This is a genomic window from uncultured Phocaeicola sp. (assembly GCF_948499155.1).
Classification (GTDB): Bacteria; Bacteroidota; Bacteroidia; order Bacteroidales; family Bacteroidaceae; genus Phocaeicola; species Phocaeicola faecalis.
Window position 1 is genome coordinate 76,326 of record NZ_CAOOSE010000008.1, and the last position, 17,033, is coordinate 93,358.

The 17,033-nt window shown below is 44.9% G+C and carries 13 protein-coding genes; all 13 read right to left on the minus strand.

All coding sequences use genetic code 11. The annotated features are described in order from the left end of the window. Positions 1 to 29: 29 nt before the first annotated feature. Entirely contained in the window at positions 30 to 593 is a 564-nt protein-coding gene (locus tag QYT14_RS08165; RefSeq protein WP_237039762.1) for a plasmid pRiA4b ORF-3 family protein, read from the minus strand. Between the two features lie 47 nt (positions 594 to 640). Next, complete coding sequence (lpxA, locus tag QYT14_RS08170; protein ID WP_237039761.1) at positions 641 to 1,408, minus strand: acyl-ACP--UDP-N-acetylglucosamine O-acyltransferase; 768 nt, start codon at positions 1,406 to 1,408, stop codon at positions 641 to 643. A gap of 8 nt (positions 1,409 to 1,416) precedes the next feature. Then, positions 1,417 to 2,802, minus strand: coding sequence for a bifunctional UDP-3-O-[3-hydroxymyristoyl] N-acetylglucosamine deacetylase/3-hydroxyacyl-ACP dehydratase (locus tag QYT14_RS08175; RefSeq protein WP_288324939.1), 1,386 nt, complete (start codon positions 2,800 to 2,802; stop codon positions 1,417 to 1,419). A 4-nt stretch (positions 2,803 to 2,806) separates the two neighbouring features. Beyond that, positions 2,807 to 3,847 (minus strand): UDP-3-O-(3-hydroxymyristoyl)glucosamine N-acyltransferase, encoded by a 1,041-nt coding sequence (gene lpxD, locus QYT14_RS08180; protein WP_288324940.1) that lies wholly within the window; start codon positions 3,845 to 3,847, stop codon positions 2,807 to 2,809. A 133-nt stretch (positions 3,848 to 3,980) separates the two neighbouring features. Then, complete coding sequence (locus QYT14_RS08185) at positions 3,981 to 5,216, minus strand: HD domain-containing protein (RefSeq protein ID WP_288324941.1); 1,236 nt, start codon at positions 5,214 to 5,216, stop codon at positions 3,981 to 3,983. Beyond that, positions 5,216 to 6,040, minus strand: coding sequence for an orotidine-5'-phosphate decarboxylase (gene pyrF / locus QYT14_RS08190; protein ID WP_288324942.1), 825 nt, complete (start codon positions 6,038 to 6,040; stop codon positions 5,216 to 5,218). The genes QYT14_RS08185 and pyrF overlap by 1 nt, the downstream gene beginning before the upstream one ends. 25 nt (positions 6,041 to 6,065) lie before the next feature. Then, positions 6,066 to 7,175: a peptide chain release factor 1 gene (gene prfA / locus QYT14_RS08195; protein WP_237039756.1), complete on the minus strand. Its 1,110-nt coding sequence runs from the start codon at positions 7,173 to 7,175 to the stop codon at positions 6,066 to 6,068. Between the two features lie 187 nt (positions 7,176 to 7,362). Continuing rightward, positions 7,363 to 8,529 carry an AIR synthase-related protein gene (locus QYT14_RS08200; protein WP_237039754.1) on the minus strand — a complete coding sequence of 389 codons (1,167 nt, stop codon included), beginning with the start codon at positions 8,527 to 8,529 and terminating at the stop codon, positions 7,363 to 7,365. 454 nt (positions 8,530 to 8,983) lie between these two features. After that, positions 8,984 to 9,985 carry an AI-2E family transporter gene (locus QYT14_RS08205; protein ID WP_288324943.1) on the minus strand — a complete coding sequence of 334 codons (1,002 nt, stop codon included), beginning with the start codon at positions 9,983 to 9,985 and terminating at the stop codon, positions 8,984 to 8,986. A 57-nt stretch (positions 9,986 to 10,042) separates the two neighbouring features. Further along, positions 10,043 to 10,993 (minus strand): tetratricopeptide repeat protein, encoded by a 951-nt coding sequence (locus QYT14_RS08210; RefSeq protein ID WP_288324944.1) that lies wholly within the window; start codon positions 10,991 to 10,993, stop codon positions 10,043 to 10,045. Between the two features lie 14 nt (positions 10,994 to 11,007). Next, positions 11,008 to 13,221, minus strand: coding sequence for a beta-N-acetylglucosaminidase (locus tag QYT14_RS08215; protein ID WP_288324945.1), 2,214 nt, complete (start codon positions 13,219 to 13,221; stop codon positions 11,008 to 11,010). Between the two features lie 46 nt (positions 13,222 to 13,267). Next, positions 13,268 to 15,163, minus strand: a complete 1,896-nt coding sequence (locus QYT14_RS08220; RefSeq protein WP_288324946.1) for an ATP-dependent DNA helicase RecQ — start codon at positions 15,161 to 15,163, stop codon at positions 13,268 to 13,270. A 6-nt stretch (positions 15,164 to 15,169) separates the two neighbouring features. Next, complete coding sequence (gene recJ / locus QYT14_RS08225) at positions 15,170 to 16,891, minus strand: single-stranded-DNA-specific exonuclease RecJ (protein ID WP_288324947.1); 1,722 nt, start codon at positions 16,889 to 16,891, stop codon at positions 15,170 to 15,172. Positions 16,892 to 17,033 lie beyond the last annotated feature (142 nt).

Genomic DNA, 17,033 nt, shown 5'->3' on the forward strand with positions numbered 1-17,033 from the left:
AACTGCATCAGTCGCCCCTACAATTCAGATTAATAGTTATCTTGCTCGTAAGGGTCGGCAGCAGCACTGCCGCTTCCCATATCAAATCCTTCGGGGTCGAAGTCTTCCATGTCAAAATCCTGGTCGCCATAAAAGTTCTCGTCCAGGTCAAGGTTCCCGCCATTGTTTGCCATCATTTCGTCAAAATCAAGAGTCTGTTTAGGAGCATCTCCCGCTTTGCGTGAGCAAACGGCTTTGTCAAGGTCTTTACCGGTTATGATTTCAGACAACTCAATAAAGAATACGCGTTCAGCCAAGGGATCGAATACATAAAGCAATTTCTGCTTTTCGTCTTCCAACAGGTCGCTTAACTTGGTTTCCTTCATGATGTAACTGTCTTCATCCGAGCTGGTACCCATATCTTCCAGTGTGATTTCCTGTTCTTTTTCCCAGTCGTCATCACAGATGAAGAATGAGGTTAATTGGTCATTCTTATATCCTGCCGCTTTCAGGATGGCTTCGTGGAAGTCATGGAAAGTAGCTTCGGAATCTATCTTTATTTCTCTTATAAAATCATCGACTTCATCAGAGATGAGTGTAAATCTATATACCATATACTATATAACTTGTTTTTCGTGCAGTAAAGTTATAAAAAACTTTGTTATCTGATGATACCTCTTTGAGAATTTTCTATGAAAGAAATAATATATTCTATTTCCGGGCTCATAGGAACTTCTTTTCGCACTTCTGCCAATGCGTCTGTCACGTTCATACCACTTTGATAGATAATGCGATAGGCATTGTGTATGTTCTCAATCAGTTCATTTGAGAATCCGCGGCGGCGTAGCCCTACAATATTAATTCCTGCATAAGCAATCGGTTCGCGTCCGGCAATGATATAAGGAGGAATGTCTTTGCTGAATCGCGATCCTCCCTGAATCATTACATATCCGCCCACACGACAGAACTGGTGCATCAACACGGCAGCGCTGATAATGGCGTTGTCGTCAATGATAATCTCACCTGCCATCTTAGTGGAATTTCCGATGATACAACCGTTTCCCACCCATGCATCGTGTGCCACATGTACACCTTCCATCAGCAGGTTATTGCTGCCCACCACTGTTCTGCCTTTGGCTGCGGTGCCACGGTTGATGGTTACGTTCTCGCGGATAGTGTTGTTGTCACCAATCTCTGCAGTCGTATCTTCACCGCGGAATTTCAAATCTTGGGGTATAGCGCCTATGACTGCTCCCGGAAAGATGGTGTTTCCATTGCCGATGCGTGAACCATACAAGATAGTGGCATTGGGCATGATGGTGTTGTTGTCACCGATTTCCACATTCTTATCGATAAATACGAAGGGACCGATTTCTACGTTTTCACCAATCTTTGCTTCGGGATGTATATATGCTAGTGGACTGATCATTTCTTATCTTATTTGTTTTTTACTATTTGTGCCATGAATTCTGCTTCGCACACTACTTTCTCACCTACGAATACATATCCTTTCATTGTAGAAACGCCGCGGCGGATAGGTGCCAACAGTTCTACACGGAATATCAGGGTATCTCCCGGCACTACTTTCTGACGGAACTTCACACCGTCTATTTTCAGGAAGTAGGTGGAGTATCTTTCCGGTTCGTCTACCGAGTTCAGTACAAGCAGTCCGCCACATTGTGCCATTGCTTCAATCTGAAGTACACCCGGCATAACGGGTTCTTGAGGGAAATGTCCTTGGAAGAACGGTTCGTTGGCAGTGACGTTTTTCACACCTACAATATAGTTGGCACCAATGGCAATCACTTTGTCTACCAGTTGGAACGGATAGCGGTGTGGAAGTAATTCGCGGATGCGGTTGACATCCATGATAGGGGCTTCGTTACAATTATAGCCGGGAGCCTGAATTTCGTGCAATTTAATTTCTTTGCGTATTTGGCGTGCAAACTTATTATTGATGGTGTGTCCCGGACGTGTTGCGATGATGCGTCCCTTGATGGGTTTGCCTATGAGGGCAAGGTCGCCAATGATATCCAGCAATTTATGACGTGCCGGTTCGTTGTCCCATACCAAAGGAATGTGGTTGATATAACCTAATTGAGTGGCATCCATGTGGGGAATACCCATTACGTCAGCCAGTTTGTCATAATTGTCCTGGCTCATTTCTTTTTCGTAGATGACAATGGCATTGTCCAAATCGCCACCTTTAATCAGGCCTGCTCCCAATAGTGGTTCAATCTCGCGCACAAAAACGAATGTACGTGCAGAAGCGACTTCTGTGGGGAATTTGGACATATCCTCCAAAGTGGCAAACTGATTGGACAGGATTTTGGAATCATAAGAAATCAGGGCGTTGACACTGAAGTTTTCATCCGGTAAAACAATGATGGAAGAACCGGAAGTCTCGTCTCTGAATTCTATTTTCGATTTAATGATATAATAATCCTTAACGGCGTTTTGCTCTTCGATGCCCACACGTTGGATGCACTTCACATATTGTTTGGCGCTACCGTCCAATATCGGGAACTCAGGTCCGTTCACCTGGATGAGGCAGTTGTCAATGCCTGCCGCATAAAGTGCCGCCAATGCATGTTCGACAGTACTTACTTTTATGCCGTTCTTTATCAGTACAGTTCCGCGGGTGGTATCACCTACATTTTCTGCCACTGCATCAATTATTGGTTGTCCTTCAAGGTCAATACGTTGAATTTTATACCCGTGGTTGTCCGGTGCAGGATTAAATGTCACCGTCAAGTTTACTCCGGTATGCAGGCCTTTTCCGTTTAGTGAGAAACTGCCTCTTAATGTCTTCTGTTTCAACATGGGGTTATTTATTTAGTTGTTTTTTTAATTCTTCTATTTCTTTCTGCATGCTGTTCTGTGCTGCATACATTTCGGGAAGCTTCTTATAGACGGCCGATGACTTCATAAAGTTCTTGGCATCGATGGCCGGAGTACCCATTACCTTTTCATTGGATTTGATATTACCGGGAACGCCTGCCTGTGCACCGATTCCTACTTTATCACCCACTTTGATATGGCCGGCCAAACCTACTTGTCCGCCGAACATACACCATTCGCCCACTTTGGTAGAGCCGGCGATTCCCACTTGCGAAGCCATCACTGTGTGACTTCCTACTTCTACATTGTGGGCTATTTGGATAAGGTTATCAAGCTTCACGCCTTTGTGTATCACTGTTGCTCCCATTGTAGCACGGTCTACACACGTATTGGCACCGATTTCCACATCATCTTCTATAATTGCTATTCCGATTTGAGGAATCTTTTCATATCCTTCGGATGAAGGGGCAAAGCCGAAACCGTCAGCACCAATCACACAACCGGCGTGCAATGTACAGTTATTGCCGACACGACAGTCATGGTATACAGTTGCATGAGGATATAATGTACAGTTACTGCCCACTTTCGCATGGCTGCCTACAGTAGCATGCGGGTGGAGTGAAGTATTGTCACCAATCTCAGCACCATCGGCTACACAAGCGAATGGGGCGATATATACATCTTTTCCTATTTTGGCGGTAGGGGCAATGTATGCCAGCGGGTCAATGCCGGTTTTTTTAGGTTTGCTCATTTCATAAAGTGTCAGCAGCTTTGCCAGACTCTCGTATGCATTGTCCACTTTGATAAGGGTTGCTTTAACTTCCTGCTCGGGGACGAAGTCTTTGTTAACCAACACAATGGTAGACTGCGTATCATAAATGTAATGAGTATACTTCGGATTTGAAAGAAATGAAAGTGCACCCGGCATTCCTTCTTCTATTTTAGCAAAAGTATGCACAGTTGCGTTTTCGTCACCAACAATAATTCCCTGGATGTATTCCGCAATTTGTTTAGCTGAGAACTCCATAATACTGTTTTAATTCTTTATGTTCTAAATGTTTCTGTTTTATTACTTGCGCGTTACATATCTGTGTAACTGCACTATTAATTATGCAAATTACGCATTTTTTTTTGATATATCCGTACAATTCACTAATTATTTAATGCCCGCCTTCTTCCGGACGCAGGTAACATGCATAATATTTCTTGACTTTCCGAGAGAGTAGAGAGATATTCAGCATATCCGAAGCTTCGGCAATGTCCTTGGTGCTTCCATCGTTGTAGATGATTTCAATGCTGTCATCTTCCTTTTTGTACATGTCATTCTCTATACTGGATATTGATAGAAAATAATTTGCTTCTTTCTTGTTGATACCTAGTTGGTTACATATCATTGAAAGCAGTTCTTCCTTTCTCTCTTTCGAGATGGGGGAAGAGGTGACTTCTACTTTAAAGAGACGGCGGTTGATGAGTCCGCGGCTCAAAGTAGAGAGTATGATATCGCTGTGGCTGCTCCATACTTTCAGTGCAGTCCATATATCATTGTCATCCAATTGAATAAAATATTCTAGACAATTAGAATCATTATAAAATTCTTCTTTGCCAATGGAATGGTATAAAAAGAACTTCAATGCCGGAGAAGCAAAGAGATTAATGCCTTTTGAAGCTAATTCTTTGGCGCGGAGCAAGGTGCTGATGAGCATCTTTTCACTGGCTACAGATGTTTTATGCAGGTAGACTTGCCAATACATCAGGCGGCGGGATGTCAGAAAGTTCTCTATGGAGTAGATTCCTTTCGATTCGACCACCAGATGATCGTCTTTTACGTCCAGCATCTTGATGATACGTGCCGAACCGATATTGCCTTCCGTTACGCCGGTGTAAAAACTGTCACGGCGCAGATAGTCCAACCGGTCCATATCCAGTTGTCCGCTGACTAATTGGTGAAGAAACTTTTTGGGATACTCATCTTTAAAGATTTGGATAGCAAGATTGAGCTGCCCTTTCAGGTCTTTGTTGATGCGCTCCATCAGCATCAGTGAAATTTCTTCATGAGAGACGCCTGTGACCAATGTGTTCTCCAGAACATGCGAGAAAGGCCCGTGTCCGATATCATGAAGCAAAATAGCTGCCTGAACAGCTTCCGCTTCACTGTCAAAAATGAAATTACCTTTGGCTGTCAGGTGATTGATGGCTTCACTCATCAAATAAAAGGCTCCCAGCGAGTGCTGAAACCGGGTATGTTGCGCTCCCGGATACACAGCAGAAGATAAGCCCAGTTGCTTGATGCGTGTGAGGCGTTGCAGCAACGGGTGGCATACAATATTATATAACAACCCCTTCGGGATATTGATAAACCCGAAGACGGGGTCGTTTATGATTTTTCTTTCACTCATTAAAGAATGGCTTTCAACTGTTCTTCCATTTGTGCCTGAACTTTCTTGGCTTCTTGTCCGGCTACGTTTGCGAAGTTTTCAGTTTTATCGGCATAGATAATGGCGCGGCTGGAGTTGACAATCAGTCCGCAAGTATGGTTCATGCCATATTTGCAAACTTCCTCCAATGAACCGCCTTGTGCACCTATGCCCGGTACCAGCAGGAAGTGGTTGGGAACAATCTTACGAATATCTTCGAATGCACGTCCTTGGGTTGCACCTACTACATACATCATGTTTTCATCGTTTGCCCAATTCTGTGAGGTGCGCAAAACCTTTTCAAACAGACGCTCGCCGTCGGCATCAGCCGTCAGTTGGAAGTCGTGCGAACCTTTATTGCTGGTCAAGGCCAGTAAAATAACCCATTTGCCTTCGTAAGTGAGGAACGGAGTAACGCTGTCCTCACCCATATATGGAGCTACAGTGACAGAATCGATGTTCAATTCTTCAAAGAAAGTGCGGGCATACATGGCCGAGGTATTGCCAATGTCGCCACGTTTGGCATCGGCAATGATGAATTGGTCAGGATAGTTTTCCTTGATGTAGTTCACTGTTTTTTCAAAAGCAATCCATCCCTTCACGCCCATGCTCTCATAGAAAGCCAGGTTGGGCTTGTATGCAATACAATAAGGAGCTGTTGCATCGATAATAGCCTTGTTGAAAGCAAAGATAGGGTCTTCTTCCTTCAACAGATGTTCGGGGATTTTCTTTATGTCTGTATCCAATCCTACACAGAGGAATGATTTCTTCTTTTTGATGTTCTCAAATAATTGTTGTTTGTTCATAGTTATGCTATTTAGCTTGATATTATTATAATTCACTCTCTTTCAATCGCTCTGCATTTTCAGCCACTATCAGATGGTCGATGCAGTCCTGAATGTCGCCGTCCATGAAAGCAGCCAGATTGTAGATGGTGTAATTGATACGGTGGTCGGTGATGCGTCCCTGCGGATAGTTGTAGGTACGGATCTTTGCCGAACGGTCTCCGGTGGATACCATCGTCTTACGCTTGCTGGCAATATCATCGATATACTTTTGGTGTTCCTTGTCATATATAAAGGTACGCAGGCGCGAAAGGGCGCGTTCTTTATTTTTCGGCTGGTCGCGGGTCTCGGTACATTCGATAAGGATTTCCTCCACTACGCCCGTGTTCGGGTTCTTCCAATTGTAGCGAAGACGTACTCCCGATTCCACCTTGTTGACGTTCTGTCCGCCGGCACCACCGCTTCGGAAGGTATCCCATTTGATTTCACCTTCGTTGATTTCCACATCAAACGGTTCGGCTTCCGGCAATACGGCAACAGAAGCGGCCGATGTATGCACACGCCCTTGGGTTTCGGTAGCCGGAACGCGTTGCACACGGTGAACTCCTGATTCGTATTTCAACGTACCATATACTTTATCACCGGTCACATAACAGATAATTTCCTTGAATCCTCCGGCAGCACCTTCGTTGGCACTGGAAACTTCCAGTTTCCAGCCTTTCGTTTCGCAATATTTGGAATACATACGAAACAGGTCACCGGCAAAGATGGCGGCTTCATCGCCTCCGGTACCGCCACGTATTTCGAGGATGGCATTACGGTCGTCCTGCGGGTCGGCGGGGACGAGCAGCAGCTTTATTTCTTCTTCCAATTCGGGAATACGCGCTTCGCAGGCATTTGCCTCTTCGCGTGCCATTTCCTTCATTTCGGGGTCAGATTCGGTTGTCATTATCTGCTTTGCCTCTTCCAGTCCGTTCAGGCATTGTATATATTCTTTGCGGGCCTTCATAATGTCGCTCATATCCTTGTATTCCTTGGTGAGTTTGACATAACGCTTTTGGTCCGCAATCACATTCGGGTCGGTGATGAGGGTGGAAACTTCTTCAAACCGGGCTACCAGCCCTTCTAACTTATCTAATAATGTATTTTCTGCCATTCACTGAGTTACTACTACTTCTTCTTGTTCTTATTATTAATCACAGCAACGACGCTTCCACCTACTAAGTAACCGATAACTGTTCCAATTATACTACCTGAAGGCATTTTGAATATAAGACAAAGCCCGATGAGTAGAATAAGAGATAACAATATCTGTATGAGGAAAACTCGTCTGTTCATATTGGTTAGTATTTGAATTCTCCAAATTCACTCTTGATAATCAGTTCCTTCTTGTCACTTTCTTCGATGTGTCCTACAATTTGTGCATCGATATTGAACGACTTGCTGATAGCGATCACTTCTTCAGCGTGCTCCGGTGACAAGTAGACTTCCAGACGGTGACCCATATTGAATACCTTGTACATTTCTTCCCAATCCGTACCGCTTTGTTCTTTGATGGTCTTGAACAACGGAGGAACAGGGAACAGGTTGTCTTTCACCACTCGGACGTTGTCTACAAAGTGCAGAATCTTGGTCTGTGCACCTCCTGAACAGTGAACCATACCGTGAATTTCGGGACGAAGCGCATCCAGCAACTTCTTCACTACCGGAGCGTATGTACGCGTAGCCGATAATACCAGTTTGCCTGCATCCAGCGGGCTGCCTTCCACTTTGTCTGTCAGTTTCAGGTTTCCGCTATAAACTAACTCTTCGGGAACGGCCTTATCATAACTTTCGGGGTATTTCTCTGCCAGATATTTAGAGAATACATCATGACGGGCGCTGGTCAAACCGTTGCTTCCCATACCGCCGTTATATTCTTTTTCGTAAGTTGCCTGTCCGTAAGAAGCCAGGCCGACAATGACGTCACCCGGACGGATATTGGCATTATTGATAACGTCTGCGCGCTTCATGCGGCAAGTTACGGTAGAATCTACGATGATGGTGCGGACCAAGTCACCTACGTCGGCTGTTTCGCCACCGGTGGCATATACGCCTACTCCCATTTCACGAAGTTCGGCAAGCAGTTCGTCTGTTCCGTTGATGATAGCAGAAATGACTTCTCCGGGAACGAGCAGTTTGTTGCGTCCGATGGTGGATGAAACCAAAATGTTGTCGACAGCACCCACACAAAGCAGGTCGTCGATATTCATAATCAGTGCATCTTGCGCAATGCCTTTCCACACACTCAGGTCGCCGGTCTCTTTCCAATAGAGATAGGCTAATGATGATTTTGTCCCTGCACCGTCGGCGTGCATAATGTTACAATATTCGGGGTCACCACCCAGAATATCAGGGATAATCTTACAGAAAGCTTGTGGAAAAATACCTTTGTCAATGTTCTTAATGGCGTTGTGTACATCTTCCTTGGATGCGGACACGCCGCGCTGCATGTATCGTTGATTACTCATGAGTTAAATGTTTTGTTCAATTGAATGCGCAAAAATAGTTATTATTTTGCTTATAGCCTTGAGTTTTACAAAAATAAAAAGAAATCCGGCTATGTTTTACGTCCTGTTTGTATTTGTTCCGGAGGTTAGTCCCGATGTGCGTCGGATTAAGCCTTTCCGTCCTGTTGGTTAAGTGTTTTTGTAGGTCAGACTATTACAGACTTCGGCAATGGACCGTACGGTCTGCTGCAGTGGACTGTACGGTCTGCTGTAATGGACTGTACGGTCCGCTGCCGAAGTCTGTACTAATCTTCCGCTTAAAAGACCTTAGCTGACGGCATGGAATGCCTTAGTCTTCCCTTTGTCTGCGGTAAGTAGGGGGAAGGGACAGTTTATCGGAAAAGAAGCCCGTAGCCCTCCATGAATATTGTTTATGATGGCAGGGAGATAAAATGACTGTTTTTCCGATAGTTGTCTATTTTAAGTATTGCTCTTTAAAGATATTGACGCATAGAATGAAGATGGAAATCAGTAGCGGACCGAATATCACTCCCATGAATCCAAATAATGACAGCCCGATGACAACTCCGAAGATAGTGATGAGAGGATGGGTGTCTGCCATCTTTTTTTGGAGGATAAAGCGGATAAGGTTGTCGATGTTGGTCACTATTAATCCGCAGTAAAGAAGTAATCCGACGGCATGAGGCCAATCACCCGATATGGCCATGTAAGCAGCTAAAGGAAACCATACCAGGGCTGTTCCCACAATAGGAATAACGGTGGCAAAGCAGGTAAGGAAACCGAAAAGCAATGCACTGGGGGCATCAAACAGATAGTAGCCCAACGTAGCGATTGCTCCTTGAATGATTGCCAATAATGGAATGCCTATCGCATTTGCCCGAACAATCATATTGATTTCGTTCATTACATGCTTCTTGTTGCTGTCACTGAAGGGGAGAAGCTCATAAATATATTGTTCCATTTTTGTTCCTCCAATCAGCATGAAGTAGAGTACAAAAACCAATACGAAGAGATTGACGGCAAAACTGCTGATACCGCCCATCAGGAATTGGCCGATGCCGGGAAGTATGGAGGCTATCGAGCTGATGTTTTCTTTGCTCAGTAAGTCATATTCTGTTTTCTGGCGAATCCAGTCGGCAAGGTTGGTGACTGTGTTGACAAAAGCGGTGGTGTCTACATTGACGGTCTGCAATTTGTTGATAAGGAGCCACACAGCCAATGAGAGAGGAACCAGGAAGCAGAGTATTGCTTCTATCAACAGGATAATGGCAGTGATGCTTTTCCTTATTTTTTTCTTTTGAGTAAAATAGAGCATCTGTCCTCTGACCATGATGTAGATGGTACATGCTCCTAATATTCCTCCCATAAAAGGAGTCATTTTCAGAAAGAGCAAAAGCCCTAAGCCCAGTATGATGGTGATAAGGGAATATTTCCAGTATTGTTCTTTTATGCTCATGTTTTATTGTATATCTCTCGTAGATAAACAATAAAACAGAGCATAATGTTTATCTCATCAGAAGGGGACGTTCTTTGTCATGTTCTCGTAATTGTTATATTGTCCGCTGATGTTTTCTTCGGTTTCGGGAGCCAGTTCCATGGCTTTTTTCATATCTTCCACAGAACCGTCCTTGTCGCCTTTCAACAACTTGATGCGGCCTCTCTCATGATAGGCTTGTGCAAAGTTGGGATTGATTTCGATGGCTTCATCATACACTCCGATGGCTTTGTCGAAGTCTTTCTTTGTCAGGAAAAGCTCTCCCGACAGCAGATATGCCTTTTCATTAAAAGGATTGAGCGACAATACTTGATTGAAACATTCCTTTGCCTGCTCCTCTTCACCGGTTGCTGCCAGTATTTCGCCTTTCAACAACAGGGCCTGTTCGTCTTCGGGGTTGAGGCTCAGTAATTTTTGAATGTCCTCTGCCGCATCTTTTGCTTGTTTCATGCCCCATAATATTTCAGCGCGCAATTGGTATGCTTCCGTATAGTCTTCTTTTAGGATAATCGCTTTGGTCAGCATGGCAATGGCATTGATTTCTTCTTTCATTCCCACCGCTGCTTTGGCAGTGAGATAATAGGTGAGAGGATTCTTGTCGTCTAAGGCGAGTGCCTTTTGGCAGGCATCGTTCATGGTTTCATAGTCTTCTTGCATGAAGCAGATACCGGCCAGCGACAGAAAGGTGCTGACTTGCTCAGGGGCTTTTTCTGCCATGCGGTCGAAGGTGATGCGTGCATCATCCAGGCGGTTGGCCTGGATGTATGCATTGGCAAGGAAGGTGAGCGTTTCCATCTCGTCATTGATGGCAACTGCTTCTTCAAAACATTTGATGGCGTAGGGCAATTTGCCCATGCGCTGAGCGCGGATGCCGTCGTATTTTAAAATCTCAAAATTCTTTTTATCGTTTTTCTCTTTTTCCGTTTCAGGGGTATTGTTCCCACCGAATAAAGATTTAAAAAAGCCCATAATTTACAGTTGTTTTATTTGTCTACAGTAATAATGAATCGTCTGAGATAGATTTCTTGTTCCTTGTCTTGACTGTTGCTGAATCTCACGGCTTTGACGGGAGCTTTCTTCAGGTCTGCTGTCAGGCGATTCTTTTCCTGTTTATAATCTATTTTCTTCCATTCTTTGCCGTCGGTCGAAACTTCAAGTACTCCCCAGGTTGCCACTTCGGGTTTGCCGAAGTCAATATCAATGCTTAATCCCGGATAAACGTTATCAAGCTCGATAGTGATAAAGCCTTTGGCTTGCCATTTGATGACTTCCAGTGCCGGAGACACTTGGATGCGGTTGGTCTTTAGTTGCAATGGCAGGTTTTTGATTTGTTCCACATCACTGATAAGTTTATGCGGCATATAATCGGTAGTTGCATCCAGTAGGGTGCTGTATTTCTTGTTATAGCGTTCTGTCACTGCTGCAAAGGTTTGGTCAATCAATGGTTTAATCACTTTTGTGGCCGTTTTTACACCCGGTTGATATGGATTCTGATTGTATGTCTGGTCTATTTGGAACATCTGTTGCTGTAAAGCTTTTACGTGTTTGTATTTGCGCATAAACAGTTCTTGGTTGCCGCTTTCGTAGGCTTTTGCCATAGCCAGAACTTCTCCTCCCGTTTCGCCCAGCAGTTTGAATTGTGCCAGCCACGGTTTCATTTCTTCCACCAATGGAGTGTTTTCGGCATCGGTCAGTAGGATGTCGCCGGATTCTGTCATTCTGCCGAAAGTCTCTTGCAGGGCGGTGTAATCGCTTTCATTATATTTCCCACCTTTTATATAGCTGTCGGTGAAACTTTGGGCGACCGGTTGCAAAGCGACAGATTCGTCACGACGATATCTGTGTCCGTTCGCTCCCAAGTCGGAATTATGTGCCGCAAAGAATTCCAATTCTTCGGCAGATGTCGGCATGATGTTCTTGATGGCATCCTTCCAAGTCTTTTCACTGTCATACTTTTCAGGATTCCATGAGTAGGATGCTACTCCGTATATGGCAATCTTCGATGCTTCGGCATGTTCCATCGGATTGGTCACGAAGCCAGACATTTGGTCGGCTATCTGAGTGTCATTGCCGTATACAGGGCCGAGCAGCAAATGGTCGCGTACATAGTCTGATACAGGGAAGTTCCACCAGATATAGGCCGGACGTTTGATTCGTTCGTTAATCCATTGGATACCGTCTTTGGTGATGTCGGAAATCACGCGGTCACCTGTCCACATGATTTGGATACTCGGGTTCAGCTTGTCGCCCAGTGTGGTGAGGTATCCGCCTTTGGGGTCGGACCAGCTTTTGTTATACTCTGTGGGGCACATGACGAGCGGGGTTACATCCTTTTTCACTTTTACAAAGTTCTCGTCGATGTAGTTCAATAGCTCTGCCTGTTTGACAGGGTTGGTTCCTTCGCCTGAAATGTCGTCAAAGAAGACAGCGAAAGAACGTACGCCTAAGTCATACATCTTTTCGAATTTGGCCAGCAGGTTATCACGGTCTTCCTGATTCCATTTGATGTCTTGTCCCGGATGGATGGCCCATACGAAATCGACTTCATTTTCTTTGGCTACTTTCACCAGTTCTTGCAACTGCTTGGCTTCTTTTTCGGGATAGGGCAGACGCCAGTTGGGAGAACTGTGGTAAGGGTCGTCTTTAGGACCATAAATATAGGTGTTCATCTTGTTCTCGCCATAGAATTTGAGTTGGCGCAGACGGGCGGCATGGCTCCACGGAGTGCCATAGAATCCTTCCACTACACCGCGGAAACGGATAGAGGGGTAGTCTTTTATCTCGACAGCCGGAAGTTGGTTGTCTTTCAGCAGGCGGCTGAGGGTCTGCAAGGCATAGAATGTTCCTCGTTCGTCATTTCCTGCCAATACAATTTCTTTATCGTTGATGCAAAGATAGTAGCCTTCCTTCCGGTTGGGAATCTGACGGGCAAACTTGCGGACGGATTTGTCTCCTTTTTCCCCGATATAGATGCGTAAACCTTCTTTGGCTGAGTGTTTTCCTGCCAATAACTGTTTTAATTGTTGTACTGCATAGGGGTTAGCTTCCGTGTCTCCAGTGAATTGATAGATTCCGGGTAAAGTGATTCGCTGGCCGGATTCGGACATCTGTTGAGGTACAGGCTGGACGTCTGCATGTTGTGCAAATGCATTGAGTCCTGCAAACAGACAAATAATTGCTAAATACGCTTTTCTCATGTTTTATTGGGGTAAAAGGTTAATAAATCAGTGGCAAAGATAATACTTATAAAGAAAGTATTCCATCATTTGATTGTATTATTTCTTCAGATAGGAGGTACGAAAGCACCTTTTCCGCCTTTTTGCGCTCTCCGTTTATGCTGTTTAACAAATCGGCGGCAGAGAGGGGGGATGTTCCGAGCAGTTCACGGATTTGATTTTCCATCTCTTGAAATTCACCCAGCTTCATACCCGAATGGTGTGTGCTGAGGCATACGTCACATAAACCGCAGTTGTGCTCGTTTTTCTCGCCGAAATAGCGGAGCAGCATGCGACTGCGACATTTGTCTTTGGCAGTGGCGTACTCTATTATGGCCTTAATTCGGGTCATATAGCTCTCCTTACGGTCTTCATATATATCATGGGTGATGGCAAGGCGATGGCTTTCCTGCCGTTCACGGGTATATATTATATAAGGTGTCTTTTTGCGTGGGATATAGTGCAGTATATGCCGGCGGGTCAGCATCAGCAGGATTTCGTAAATGCGTTGGCGTGTCAGACCGGAACGGATGGCTAGGGAATCTTCGTTTATATAGGCGTAGTCGGTGAACAGGCCGGTGTAAGAACGAAGGATGATGTTGATAAGTTTCTCTGTTTCGGAGTCGGTCTCGCGGAGTTTGTACAACTCGTCTCTGTGGACGGTGAACAGAATGCGGGAAGCGTTGTCTTGCTCGTCTGTATATTCCAGATATCCGGCCCGGGTCAGTATTTTCAGCGCACTGTCTGCCTGCACGGGGAAGTGCTTGAAGTTGTGGCAAAACTCATCCAGATTGAAGGCAAATGTACAGCCCAGACCGTCTCCCATTGCCATTTGGAAATAGTAGTTGACGTCTTCATACACTTTTCGGATATACTCTTTATCGGGAAACGTGTCGGTTATTCGTTTGTTGAGCGTTGTCTTGTCACTCTTGGCATAAAGTAAGACAGCGTAAGCTTTTTGTCCGTCTCGTCCCGCACGTCCGGCTTCTTGGAAATAAGCTTCGGGCGAATCTGGTAAATCAATATGGATAACCAGACGGACATCCGGTTTGTCAATGCCCATTCCGAATGCATTAGTGGCAACCATGACACGGCTTTCGCCTGAGAGCCAGCTTTTCTGCCGCTGATCTTTCACGTCATTGTTCAGTCCTGCGTGGTAAAAGGTGGCTGTGATATCATTGTTTGTCAGTAACTCCGCCACTTCCCGGGTACGCTTTCGGTTTCGGGTATATACGATAGCGCTCCCTGACACACGGTTCAAAATGTGCAGCAACTTTTCCTGTTTGCTCTCTGTATTGCGGACAATATAGGCCAGATTCTTTCGCTCAAAACTCATGCGAAAGACATGGCTGTCTGCTCTGAAGCCTAATTTTATCTGAATGTCTTTGACTACTTCGGGAGTGGCTGTAGCGGTAAGTGCCAATATCGGGATGTCAGGAAGCAACTCCCGTATTTCGGAAATCTTTAAATAGGCAGGACGGAAGTCATATCCCCATTGAGAGATACAATGAGACTCGTCGACTGTAATCATGCTGATTTTCATATTCCGCAGCTTGGTGCGGAATATATCAGTGTCTAGTCGTTCGGGAGAGATATAAAGGAATTTATAATCGCCGAATATGCAGTTCTCCAGCGCTACAACAATTTCTTCACGCGTCATGCCCGAATAAACCGCCAGTGCCTTGATTCCCCGGTCACGGAGATTGCGCACCTGGTCTTTCATGAGAGCAATAAGGGGGGTAATGACCAGACATAATCCCGGTTGCGCCAATGCCGGTACCTGGAAGGTAATGGATTTACCTCCGCCGGTAGGCATCAGCCCTAACGTATCATGTCCTTTTCCGATACTCTCTATGATTTCTTCTTGAATGCCACGGAAGTTATCATAGTTCCAGTATTGTTTTAGAATCTCTTTGTAGGTCACCCTTGTCTATTCCTCACTAGGTTTGATATCTTCAATCTGCAACTGTACCTCTCCGCGCTTATGCGTGTTTTCTTCGATGGTATAACAGATGTCGAACGAGCGTTTTGTCTTGATGTAACGGGCTTGTGAGCTTTGTCCGAAAGCTATTCCGTTCATGACATTGTTTGATTTGTTGTCGACCAGTTCCAGTTTGATATGCTCCTGATCGCGACCTACCACTTTGCTGGTTCCGTAGTCATATACATTATGTGTACAGAATACCGGTTTGTGATTGTCGGGTCCGAACGGATTGAACTTCTTCAGGTCGGCATGAAATTTCGGAGTGATGTCGCGAAAATCTATTTCAGCATCGATATCTATTACCGCACTGGTCTGTTCGGGTAAAATATGCTCGGATACATACATTTCAAAACGCCGGGTGAACTCTTCCACATTCTCTACCTTCATCGAGAGTCCTGCCGCATACGTGTGACCACCGAAGTTCTCCAGCAAATCACGGCAGTTTTCAATAGCCTTATATACATCAAAACCGGAAACGGAACGGGCCGAACCGGTTGCTAGATTATCAGTGCGTGTCAGCACCACTGCCGGACGGTAATAAATCTCGGTCAGGCGTGAAGCTACAATCCCGATTACCCCTTTATGCCATGCTTCATTATAAATGACGATGGTACGACGTTCTGCCAATCCTTCCAAACTGTCCACAATGTGATTGGCTTCTTCGGTCATGGTCTTGTCAAGGTCTTTTCGGGTCTCGTTGTACTGGTTTATCTGATTGGCTTTTTCCAAAGCGGAGGAGAAGTCTTTTTCTATCAATAATTCGACAGCTTCTTTTCCATTCTGTATACGGCCGGAAGCATTGATGCGCGGTCCAATCTTGAATACAATATCTCCGACAGTGATTTCTTTTTCGGACAATCCGCAAATGTCAATAATTGCTTTAAGTCCTACACTTGGATTGGAATTCAACTGTTTCAGTCCATGGTAAGTCAGAACACGGTTTTCTCCCATGATGGGAACAATGTCAGAGGCTACACTGACAGCGACCAAATCCAAGAGGGGAGTCAGCTGATGGAACTCAATGCCGTTGTTCAAGGCAAAAGCCTGCATAAATTTGAAGCCTACGCCACACCCCGACAGATGTTCGTAAGGGTAAGTTGCATCCGGGCGTTTCGCGTTCAGAATGGCTACGGCAGGAGGGAGCACGTCATCGGGTACATGGTGGTCACAGATGATGAAATCAATTCCTTTATCTTTTGCATAAGCAATTTCTTCCACCGCCTTAATGCCACAATCCAATACAATAATTAGTTTTACACCCGTTTCATAGGCATAATCCACCCCTTTCACTGATACTCCATAACCTTCGTTGTAGCGGTCGGGAATATAGTAATCGATGTTCGAATAGAACTGTTGGAGAAACTTGTATACCAATGCTACGGCTGTCGTGCCGTCCACATCATAGTCTCCATAAACCAATATACGTTCTTTCTTTCCCATAGCTTGGTTTAAGCGTTCTACGGCAATACTCATATCCTTCATCAGGAAAGGGTCGTGTAGTTCGCTAAGCTGTGGGCGGAAGAATCTTTTAGCCTCTGCTGCTGAGGTTATACCTCTCTCTAGCAATAGCTTACAGAGGACGGGACTGATTCCTGTCTCTTTAGCTAATGCTTTAGCTGCTTCTGTCTGTTCTTGGCTTGGAGGTTGGTAATTCCATTTGTGATTCATTTTATATATTATTTTTTTCTTTTTTCTTCTCACATGAGGAGACCTCACTTTTATCTGTTTCAGGTGGTCTCCAATCAATCCGTAAAGTTAGGAAAAAACAAATAAAAAAACCGTTAATTCCGTATATATTTTTACGGAATTA

Bases quoted from the DNA above. Each gene is read 5' to 3' on its own strand.
- prfA (WP_237039756.1), bottom strand. From the start codon at position 7,175: ATGGCAGAAAATACATTATTAGATAAGTTAGAAGGGCTGGTAGCCCGG.
- lpxA (WP_237039761.1), bottom strand. From the start codon at position 1,408: ATGATCAGTCCACTAGCATATATACATCCCGAAGCAAAGATTGGTGAA.
- QYT14_RS08175 (WP_288324939.1), bottom strand. From the start codon at position 2,802: ATGTTGAAACAGAAGACATTAAGAGGCAGTTTCTCACTAAACGGAAAA.
- QYT14_RS08165 (WP_237039762.1), bottom strand. From the start codon at position 593: ATGGTATATAGATTTACACTCATCTCTGATGAAGTCGATGATTTTATA.
- lpxD (WP_288324940.1), bottom strand. From the start codon at position 3,847: ATGGAGTTCTCAGCTAAACAAATTGCGGAATACATCCAGGGAATTATT.
- QYT14_RS08185 (WP_288324941.1), bottom strand. From the start codon at position 5,216: ATGAGTGAAAGAAAAATCATAAACGACCCCGTCTTCGGGTTTATCAAT.
- QYT14_RS08215 (WP_288324945.1), bottom strand. From the start codon at position 13,221: ATGAGAAAAGCGTATTTAGCAATTATTTGTCTGTTTGCAGGACTCAAT.
- pyrF (WP_288324942.1), bottom strand. From the start codon at position 6,040: ATGAACAAACAACAATTATTTGAGAACATCAAAAAGAAGAAATCATTC.
- QYT14_RS08205 (WP_288324943.1), bottom strand. From the start codon at position 9,985: ATGAGCATAAAAGAACAATACTGGAAATATTCCCTTATCACCATCATA.
- QYT14_RS08200 (WP_237039754.1), bottom strand. From the start codon at position 8,529: ATGAGTAATCAACGATACATGCAGCGCGGCGTGTCCGCATCCAAGGAA.
- recJ (WP_288324947.1), bottom strand. From the start codon at position 16,891: ATGAATCACAAATGGAATTACCAACCTCCAAGCCAAGAACAGACAGAA.
- QYT14_RS08210 (WP_288324944.1), bottom strand. From the start codon at position 10,993: ATGGGCTTTTTTAAATCTTTATTCGGTGGGAACAATACCCCTGAAACG.